Source organism: Kitasatospora sp. NPDC059146, from assembly GCF_042786665.1.
Taxonomy (GTDB): Bacteria; Actinomycetota; Actinomycetes; order Streptomycetales; family Streptomycetaceae; genus Kitasatospora.
Genome location: NZ_JBHZCY010000036.1, coordinates 58,718 through 68,546, shown reverse-complemented (window position 1 = coordinate 68,546; position 9,829 = coordinate 58,718). Strand labels below are relative to the sequence as shown.

Genomic DNA, 9,829 nt, shown 5'->3' with positions numbered 1-9,829 from the left:
GAGAGCGGAAGGGGGAGAACCCACGCCTTGCCACTCTCAACATATAGCGCAAGGGGGGTCTTGCGGCAAGGCCCCCTGGATGGCGCACAATCGCAGGCCTCAGATCGGAGCTGATGCCATGAACCCCCTGACCACCAGCGCTTTCGACCTCCCCGAGCGGTTGTCCGCCAAGGCCGACCCGGCGCTCGTCGCGGCCGACGAGCGGCACTTCGCGGCGATCGCGGAGAGCCTGGAACGGGTGATCGCCGAACTCTCCGACCAGCTCGACGTCGTGCGGCGCGCCCCGGGGGGTGCCGGGCAGGCGGCGATGGACCGCGACATCGAGGTGTACCGGCTGAGCGGCCGGCTGCGCGCCCTGCGCCGCTACGGTCTGGACCTGTGCCTGGGGCGCATCGTCGCCGAGGAGGGTGCCGAGCCGCTGTACATCGGCCGGCTCGGGCTGACCGACAGCGAGGGCCGGCGGCTGCTGGTCGACTGGCGCTCGCCCGCCGCCGAGCCGTTCTTCGCGGCGACCCACGCGGACCCGATGGGCCTGGCGAGCCGCCGTCGCTACCGCTGGACCCGCGGCCGGATCTCCGACTACTGGGACGAGGTGTTCACTGCGGAGGGCCTCGCCGGGCACGCCGCGCTGGACGACCAGTCCGCCTTCATCGCCAGCCTGGGCGGCAACCGCTCGGCCCGGATGCGGGATGTGCTGGCCACCATCCAGGCCGACCAGGACGCGATCATCCGGGCCGGCTCGCGCGGCGCCCTGGTGGTCGACGGCGGCCCGGGCACCGGCAAGACCGTGGTGGCCCTGCACCGCTCCGCCTACCTGCTGTACGCCGACCCCCGCCTCGGCCACCGCCGCGGCGGAGTGCTGTTCGTCGGCCCGCACCAGCCCTACCTGAACTACGTCGCCGACGTCCTGCCCAGCCTCGGCGAGGAGGGTGTGCGCACCTGCACCCTGCGGGACCTGGTGCCCGAGGGCGCGGATGCGCCGGAGGAGGCGGACCGGGAGGTGGCGCGGCTCAAGTCCTCGGTGGAGCTGGTGCGGGCGATCGACAAGGCCGTCCGGATCTACGAGGAGCCGCCGGTCGAGGAGCTGCTGGTCGGCACTCCCTGGGCGGACCTGCGGTTGAGCGCCGCGGACTGGGCCGAGGCCTTCGACGCCCCGGATCCGGGCACCCCGCACAACGAGGCGCGCGAGCAGATCTGGGACGAACTGGTGGCGATCCTGCTGGACAGGCTGGAGCAGGACGACGAGGAGGAGGTCTCGCCCGAGCAGTTCCGCCGCGCGCTGCGGCAGGACCGGGAACTGGTCGGCACGCTCAACCGGGCGTGGCCGCTGCTGGAGGCGGCGGAGCTGGTCGGCGACCTCTGGTCGGTGCCCGCCTACCTGCGGATGTGCGCGCCGCACCTCACCCCGGAGGAGGTCCGTGCGCTCCAGCGCAAGCACGCCCCGCAGGCATGGACGGTCTCCGACCTGCCGCTCCTGGACGCGGCCCGCCAGCGGCTCGGGGACCGCGAGGAGACCTTGCGCCGGCAGCGTCGGCGTGCCTCGGCGGCCGCCGAGCGCGAGCGGATGGCGGACGTGATCGGCGACTTGATCCAGGCCGACGACGACGGTGAGGGCGTGGTGACGATGCTGCGCGGCCGGGACCTCCAGGACACCCTGGTCGACGAGGACGCGCTGCCCGCCGCCGCCGCGGAGCCGCTCGCGGGCCCGTTCGCCCACATCGTGGTGGACGAGGCCCAGGAGCTGACCGACGCCCAGTGGCAGATGCTGCTGCAGCGCTGCCCGTCCCGGAGCTTCACCATCGTCGGGGACCGGGCCCAGGCCAGGCACGGCTTCGCCGAGTCGTGGCAGGAGAGGCTCGACCGGGTCGGCTTCGACCGCACCACGATGGCCTCGCTGAGCATCAACTACCGCACGCCGGCCGAGGTGATGGCGGAGGCCGAGCCGGTCGTCCGGGCGGCGCTGCCGGACGCCAACGTGCCGACCTCGGTGCGCAGCAGCGGCCTTCCGGTGCGGCACGGTGCGGTGGCGGAGCTGCCGGCCGTGGTGGATTCCTGGCTCGCCGAGCACGACGAGGGCGTCGCCTGCGTCATCGGCGATCCGGGGTTCCGGGAGCGGGCGCGGGTCCGTTCGCTCACCCCGGAGTTGGCCAAGGGGCTGGAGTTCGACCTGGTGGTCCTGGTCGACCCGGAGGCGTTCGGTGACGGTGTCGAGGGTGCGGTCGACCGTTACGTCGCGATGACCAGGGCGACCCGTGAGCTCGTCGTCCTCCGGAGCCGCCCCTAGCCTCCGGGGCCGCCCGTAGCCTCCGGGGCCGTACCGGCCGAAGGGGCCCGGCGCACCCGCGCCGGGCCCCTCGACGGCCTTGCCCCACAGGTCAGTTGTGGGCGTGCAGGTCCGCGTTCAGGCCGCCCCAGGAGCCGGAGCGGGCGATGACCTCGACCGCGCCGGTCTGCGAGTTGCGGCGGAACAGCAGGTTGTCCTGGCCGGACAGCTCGACGGCCTTGGCCACCGTGCCGTCCGGGGTGGTGACCCGGGTGCCGGCGGTGACGTACAGGCCGGCCTCGACGACGCAGTCGCTGCCAAGCGAGATGCCGATGCCCGCGTTGGCGCCGAGCAGGCAGCGCTCGCCGACGGAGACGACCTGCTTGCCGCCGCCGGACAGGGTGCCCATGATCGAGGCGCCGCCGCCGATGTCGCTGTGGTCGCCGACGACGACGCCCGCGCTGATCCGGCCCTCGACCATCGAGGTGCCGAGGGTGCCGGCGTTGAAGTTGACGAAGCCCTCGTGCATCACGGTGGTGCCGGCGGCGAGGTGGGCGCCGAGCCGGACGCGGTCGGCGTGGGCGATGCGCACACCGCCGGGGGCGACGTAGTCGGTCATCCGCGGGAACTTGTCGATCCCGTAGACGGCCAGCTGGCCGCCCTGGGCGCGGACGGCGAGGCGGGCCTGCTCGACCCGGTCGACCGGGACGGGGCCGATGCTGGTCCAGGCGACGTTGGCGAGCAGGCCGAAGATGCCGTCCAGGTTCTGGCCGTGCGGCCGGACCAGCCGGTGGCTGAGCAGGTGCAGGCGCAGGTACACGTCGTGGGTGTCGAGCGGCTTCTCGTCGAGCGAGGCGATGGTGGTGCGCACGGCGACCACCTCGACGCCGCGGCGGGCGTCGGCGCGCAGCGCTTCGGCGGCGCCGGCGCCGAGCTCGGCCTCGGCCTGCTCGGAGGTCAGGCGCACGGTGCCGGCCGGGCCGGGCTCGGCGGCCAGGGCGGGGGCGGGGTACCAGGTGTCGAGGACGGTGCCGTCGGCGGCGATGGTGGCCAGACCGGTGGCCACGGCGCCGGTCGCCGGGGTGGTGGATTCGGGCGAGGTGGATTCAGCAGTCACACCGTGCACGTTAACCAATGGGGGGCCCGGCTGCCGAACACGCCCATCGTCCGGACAGGCGGGCGGACCCGCAGGCCAGCGCCGCGCGGGGTGGGAAAACCCGGTGCCCGGACGTCTCCCGCTGGGCAATACTCGGCCGGGTGTTCATGTCGATTTCCACTACCGGCAGCGCCGAGAGCCCGGCGACGGATCTCGGGTTCCTGCTGCACAAGCATCCCGGCAAGGTCCAGCGGTTCACGACGTCGCACGGTGCGGCCCACGTCTTCTACCCCCGGGCGGACGACGAGGCCTGCACCGCGGCGCTGCTGCTGGACATCGACCCGATCGCGCTGGTCCGCAAGGGCCGGGGCGACGGCAGGGGGCGCGGCGGCTCGCCCGACTTCGCGCTCTCCCAGTACGTCAACGACCGCCCGTACGCGGCGTCCTCGCTGCTCGCGGTGGCGTTGCGGACGGTGTTCCGGTCGGCGATGAAGGGCGACTGCCCGGCCCGTCCGGAGCTGCCGGCGCTGGTCCGCCCGCTGCGGATCGAGCTGCCCGCGGTGCCCGCGAACGGTGCGGGCGAGGGTGGCGGTCCGGCGATGGTGGCCCGGCTGTTCGAGCCGCTGGGCTGGCGGGTGGAGGCGACGGCGGTCCCGCTGGACGAGGCCTTCCCGGAGTGGGGCGAGTCCCGCTACGTGCGGGTCGTGCTCGCCTCGGAGTCGGTGCGGCTGGCCGAGGCGCTCCAGCAGCTGTACGTGCTGCTGCCGGTGCTGGACGGTGCGAAGCACTACTGGGTCGCCCCGGACGAGGTGGACAAGCTGCTCGCCGCCGGTGAGGGCTGGCTGGCGGCGCACCCGGAGCGGGCGTTGATCGCCCGCCGCTACCTGTCCCGGCGCTGGTCGCTGACCCGGGCCGCGATGGAGCGGCTGGAGCTGGCCCGGCTGGCCGAGGCGGACGACCGCGAGGTCGAGGAGATCGACAACGCGGTCGACGACCGGCCCGAGGAGGAGGGGCGGGAGGCCGCCGGGCCCGCCCCGGACGGGCAGGAGGACCGGCACGAGCCCCGGCCGCCGTCCCTCGCCGAGCGGCGCCGCGCCGCGATCCTGGCCGCCCTGCGCGACGGCGGCGCCGCCCGGGTCGCCGATCTCGGCTGCGGCCAGGGCGAGTTGATCGGTGAGCTGATGAAGGACGCCCGGTTCACCGAGATCCTCGGGGTGGACGTGTCGGCGCGGGCGTTGCAGGCGGCGAAGCGCCGGCTGCACCTGGAACGGTTGCCCGAGCGGCTGGCGGCGCGGGTGACGCTGGCGCAGGGTGCGCTGACGTACACCGATGCCCGGTTGAAGGGGTACGACGCGGCGGTGCTGTGCGAGGTGATCGAGCACCTGGACCTGCCGCGGCTGCCGGCCCTGGAGTACGCGGTGTTCGGGGCGGCCCGCCCGAGGACGGTGGTCGTCACCACGCCCAACGTCGAGTACAACGTCCGGTGGGAGAGCCTGCCGGCGGGCCGGGCCCGGCACGCCGACCACCGCTTCGAGTGGTCGCGCGCCGAGTTCGGCGCCTGGGCGGGGAAGGTCGCGGCGGCGTACGGCTACACGGTGGAGCTGCGCCCGGTCGGCCCGGAGGACCCGGAGGTCGGCCCGCCGACCCAGCTCGCCCTGTTCCGCACCGCCACCGACGCCACCGATGCCGCCACGACCACCACCACGCCCGGAGGAGGCGAGACCCGATGACCGAGGACGCGACCCCCACCCCCGACGAGGCCCCCGCCTCCGACCAGGCCCTCGACCACACCCCCGACGAGACCCCCACCCCCGACGAGACTGCCACCCCCGACCAGCCCCCCGCCCCCCGCCGCCTGCCCGTCACCGACGTCTCCCTCGTCGTCCTGATCGGCACCAGCGGCGCGGGCAAGTCCAGCTTCGCCCGCCGCCACTTCCTGCCCACCCAGGTGGTCTCCTCCGACTTCTGCCGCGGCCTGGTGTCCGACGACGAGAACGACCAGTCGGCGTCCGCCGAGGCCTTCGACCTCCTGCACTACATCGTCGGCAAGCGCCTGGCGGCCGGGCGCCTCACCGTGGTGGACGCGACCAACGTGCAGCCGGAGGCCCGCCGTCAGCTGGTGGCGATCGCCCGGGCGCACGACGTGCTGCCGATCGCGATCGTGCTGGACGTCCCGCCGGGGGTGTGTGCCGAGCGCAACCGCGCCCGCCCGGACCGCCAGTTGCCCGCCCACGTCGTCCCGCGCCAGCACCGCGAGCTGCGCAGGTCCCTCAAGGGCCTGGAGCGCGAGGGTTTCCGCAAGGTGCACGTGCTGCGCGGCGAGGCCGAGGTGGCGGCCGCCGTGATCGAGCCGGAGAAGCGCTACAACGACCTGCGCCACCTCACCGGCCCGTTCGACGTCGTCGGCGACATCCACGGCTGCCGTTCCGAGCTGGAGACCCTGCTGACCCGCCTCGGCTACACGCTGGCCCGGGACGCCGGGGGCCGCCCGGTGGACGCCGTCCACCCGCAGGGCCGCACGGCCGTGTTCGTCGGCGACCTGGTCGACCGCGGCCCGGACACCCCGGGTGTGCTGCGCCTGGTGATGGGCATGGTGGCGGCCGGTCACGCGATCTGCGTGCCGGGCAACCACGAGAACAAGCTGGGCCGGGCGATGGACGGCAAGAAGGTCACCGTCTCGCACGGCCTCCAGGAGTCGCTGGACCAACTGGCCGGGGAGAGCGAGGAGTTCCGGGCCGAGGTGCGGGCCTTCATGCGCGGCCTGGTCAGCCACTACCTGCTGGACGGCGGCGCCCTGGTGGTCTGCCACGCCGGCCTGCCGGAGCGCTACCACGGCCGCGCCTCCGGCCGGGTGCGCTCGCACGCGCTGTACGGGGAGACCACCGGCGAGACCGACGAGTACGGCCTGCCGGTGCGCTACCCGTGGGCGGAGGAGTACCGGGGCCGGGCGCTGGTGGTCTACGGCCACACCCCGGTGCCGAGCGCGAGCTTCCTCAACAACACCATCTGCCTGGACACCGGCTGCGTCTTCGGCGGCAGCCTGACCGCGCTGCGCTACCCGGAGCGCGAGCTGGTGAGCGTCGACGCGGAGCGGGAGTGGTACGCCCCGGTGCGTCCGCTGCGGACCGACGCGCCGGGCGCCCGGGAGGGCCGTCCGCTGGACCTCGCCGACGTGGCGGGGCGCCGGGTGGTGGAGACCGCCCTGCACGGCCGGGTGGCGGTGCGGGAGGAGAACGCGGCGGCCGCGCTGGAGGTGATGAGCCGCTTCGCGCTGGACCCGCGGCTGCTCGCCTACCTGCCGCCGACCATGGCGCCGAGCCCGACCTCCCGCCGGGAGGGCTACCTGGAGCACCCGGAGGAGGCCTTCGCCGCCTACCGCGCGGACGGGGTCCGGCACCTGGTGTGCGAGGAGAAGCACATGGGCTCGCGCGCGGTGCTGCTGGTCGCCCGGGACACCGCCGCGCTGGAGCGGCGCTTCGGGGTGGCCGGTCCGGGGGCGATCTGGACCAGGACCGGGCGGGCCTTCCTCGACGACGAGGAGCTGACCGGCGCGGTGCTCGGCAGGGTCCGGGCGGCGGCCGAACGGTCGGGCCTGTTCGAGGAGTTGGGCAGTGACTGGCTGCTGCTGGACGCCGAGCTGATGCCGTGGTCGTTGAAGGCGGTGGAGCTGCTGCGCCGCCAGTACGCCGCGGTCGGCGCGGCGGCCGGCGCCGCCCTGCCGGAGGTGCTGTCGGCGCTGGAGCAGGCGGCCGCGCGCGGGCTGGAGCTCGGCGGGCTGACCGCCCGCCAGCGCCGCCGCGTCGCCGACGCCCGGGCGTTCACCGAGGCGTACCGGCGCTACTGCTGGCCGACCGAGGGTCTGTCGGGCATCCGGCTGGCGCCGTTCCAGCTGCTGGCCGCGGAGGGGGCGAACCTGGCGGTGCGCCCGCACGACGAGCACCTGGCCCTGATCGACCGCCTGGTCGCGGCCGACGCCGAGGCGGCTGACCAGGCTGCCGGCGAGGCCGCCGACGGGGCCGCCGGCGACCGGGTGGCGCCGGTGCTGCACCGCACCGGCCGGGTCCTGGTGGACACCGGGGACGAGGCCTCGGTGGCGGCCGCCACCGCCTGGTGGGAGGAGCTGACGGCGGCGGGCGGCGAGGGCATGGTGGTCAAGCCGCTGGCCTCGGTGGTGCGGACGGTGCGGGGCGAGGGCCGTCCGGGCGGCCTGGTGCAGCCGGGTGTGAAGGTCCGCGGGCGGGAGTACCTGCGGATCGTCTACGGCCCGGACTACACCGAGCACCTGGAGCGGCTGCGGATGCGCTCGCTGGGCCACAAGCGCTCGCTGGCGCTGCGTGAGTACGCGCTGGGCCTGGAGGCGCTGGACCGGCTGGCGGCGGGGGAGCCGCTGTGGCGGGTGCACGAGGCGGTGTTCGCGGTGCTGGCCCTGGAGTCCGAGCCGGTCGACCCGCGCCTGTAGGACCGCGCCGGTGGAACCGCCGGTAGGACCGCGCCGGTAGGGCCGCGGGACCGGGCGCGGGAGGGGAAGTCCCACCGGGGGCTTCCCCTCCTTCACCGCCAGTCTGTATAGAAATTCCGAGCATCGTATACACTTGCCACTTTCCCCCAAGCCCCGTCACCCCAGGAGCCCGGCATGGCCTTCAACCTCCGGAACAGGCACTTCCTCAAGGAGCTCGATTTCACGCCCCAGGAGTTCCGCTTCCTGGTGGACCTCGCGGCCGCGCTCAAGGCCGCCAAGTATGCGGGCACCGAGCAGCCCCGGCTGCGGGGGAAGAACATCGCGCTGATCTTCGAGAAGACCTCCACCCGCACCCGCTGCGCCTTCGAGGTGGCCGCGCACGACCAGGGTGCCACCACCACCTACCTGGACCCGTCCGGTTCGCAGATGGGCCACAAGGAGTCCGTCAAGGACACCGCCCGGGTGCTCGGCCGGATGTTCGACGGGATCGAGTACCGGGGTCACGGCCAGGAGATCGTCGAGGAGCTGGCCGAGCACGCCGGCGTCCCGGTCTGGAACGGTCTGACCGACGAGTGGCACCCCACCCAGATGCTGGCCGACGTGCTGACCGTCACCGAGCACACCGCGAAGCCGCTCACCGAGGTCGCCCTCGCCTACCTCGGCGACGCCCGCTCCAACATGGGCAACTCGCTGCTGGTCACCGGCGCTCTGCTGGGCATGGACGTCCGGATCGTCGCCCCGCGCGCCCTGTGGCCCGCCGAGGACGTGCAGAAGGCGGCGCAGGAGCTGGCCGGGCGCACCGGTGCCCGGATCACGCTGACCGAGGACGTGGCGGAGGGCGTGGCCGGCGCCGACTTCCTCTACACCGACGTCTGGGTGTCGATGGGCGAGCCCAAGGAGGTGTGGGCCGAGCGGATCGCGCTGCTCAGGCCGTACCAGGTGTCCATGGACACCGTCCGGGCCACCGGCAACCCGAACGTGAAGTTCCTGCACTGCCTGCCCGCCTTCCACGACCTCGGCACCGTGGTCGGGCGGCAGATGTACGAGGCGACCGGGATGACCGAGCTGGAGTGCACCGACGAGCTGTTCGAGTCGGCGCACTCCATCGTGTTCGACCAGGCCGAGAACCGCCTGCACACCATCAAGGCCGTCCTGGTCGCCACCCTGGGGTCGTGAGGGGCGGGCGCTACCGCTCCAGCTTGACGCAGCCCACCCGGTCGCCCGCCGCGTGCGGGCCGGCCGGGGTGCCCGCGTGCAGCACCAGCGAGCGCGCCTCGCCGGGCCGCGGCTGCCAGTCGACGGCGGTCGTGGCGGTGCCCGCGCCCCCGGCGTCGGTGCGCAGCACCAGCCGCAGCTCGTTGCGCTCGTTGGCGTACGCCGGGTCGGTGGACGGCTGCACCGGGTCGACCGCGTCCTGGTAGTGCGGCCCGGAGGCGGCCGGGTCGGCCCCGCAGGTGCCGGTGTGCAGGTGCACCGGGAACGTGTGGTCGGGGGCGAGGCCGGTGGCCGTCAGGGTGAGCACCGTGCGCCCGGGCTCCGAGCGGTCGGTGACGATCCGGGCGTGCGAGCCGTACGGGACCAGGTCCTGGGCGTAGCTGATCGCGGCCGGCGGGACGAAGGCGGTCGCCGGGTCGAAGGCCGCCTCCACGACGGAGGCCGGTGGGGCGGCGGGGGCGAGCAGGGCCAGCGGCAGCAGGGCGGAGGCGAGCGGAGCGGGCATCGGTCGGGGCCTTCCACGGGCAGGGCGACGGTCACCCTGCTAACGCGGCCGGGCCGCCGGGGACACCCGCGGGGTTCGGCCGCGTTGGGGCCCGGTCGGTCGTGGGGCCGCTGACCGGCCGCTGACCTGCGTCGAAACGCACCGGGGCATGCCTGCGGTGGTGATCGCGGCGGCATGCACTATGGTTTATCTCGACATCGAGATAACTGCCCCTTACGATATATCTCGACATCAAGATACTTGCCGAGAGGCGCTCGCCGGCGATGCGGCAAGGTAAGCCTAAGTAAGGCT

General features: G+C 74.2%; 6 protein-coding genes. 4 read left to right on the top strand and 2 right to left on the bottom strand.

Annotated elements, in window-relative coordinates:
- Nucleotides 1–118: 118 nt before the first annotated feature.
- Nucleotides 119–2,284: an RNA polymerase recycling motor ATPase HelR gene (helR, locus tag ACFXPX_RS18065; RefSeq protein ID WP_380642132.1), complete on the top strand. Its 2,166-nt coding sequence runs from the start codon at nt 119–121 to the stop codon at nt 2,282–2,284.
- 91 nt (nt 2,285–2,375) lie between these two features.
- Here the strand turns inward: helR and dapD are convergent, their stop codons facing one another.
- Entirely contained in the window at nt 2,376–3,380 is a 1,005-nt protein-coding gene (gene dapD / locus ACFXPX_RS18060; RefSeq protein ID WP_375893061.1) for a 2,3,4,5-tetrahydropyridine-2,6-dicarboxylate N-succinyltransferase, read from the bottom strand.
- Nucleotides 3,381–3,520: 140 nt separating this feature from the next.
- On the opposite strand from dapD, the gene ACFXPX_RS18055 reads away from it, so the two are divergent.
- From ACFXPX_RS18055 to argF, 3 genes are all read left to right on the top strand, one after another.
- Nucleotides 3,521–5,089, top strand: a complete 1,569-nt coding sequence (locus ACFXPX_RS18055; protein ID WP_380642130.1) for a 3' terminal RNA ribose 2'-O-methyltransferase Hen1 — start codon at nt 3,521–3,523, stop codon at nt 5,087–5,089.
- On the top strand, nt 5,086–7,818 hold the full coding sequence (locus ACFXPX_RS18050) for a polynucleotide kinase-phosphatase (RefSeq protein WP_380642128.1): 2,733 nt from the start codon (nt 5,086–5,088) through the stop codon (nt 7,816–7,818). Before ACFXPX_RS18055 ends, ACFXPX_RS18050 begins: the two co-directional genes overlap by 4 nt.
- A gap of 174 nt (nt 7,819–7,992) precedes the next feature.
- Entirely contained in the window at nt 7,993–8,994 is a 1,002-nt protein-coding gene (gene argF, locus ACFXPX_RS18045; RefSeq protein ID WP_375893066.1) for an ornithine carbamoyltransferase, read from the top strand.
- Between the two features lie 10 nt (nt 8,995–9,004).
- Here argF and ACFXPX_RS18040 read toward each other — a convergent pair whose 3' ends face one another.
- Complete coding sequence (locus tag ACFXPX_RS18040; protein ID WP_380642126.1) at nt 9,005–9,538, bottom strand: superoxide dismutase family protein; 534 nt, start codon at nt 9,536–9,538, stop codon at nt 9,005–9,007.
- Nucleotides 9,539–9,829: the final 291 nt, after the last annotated feature.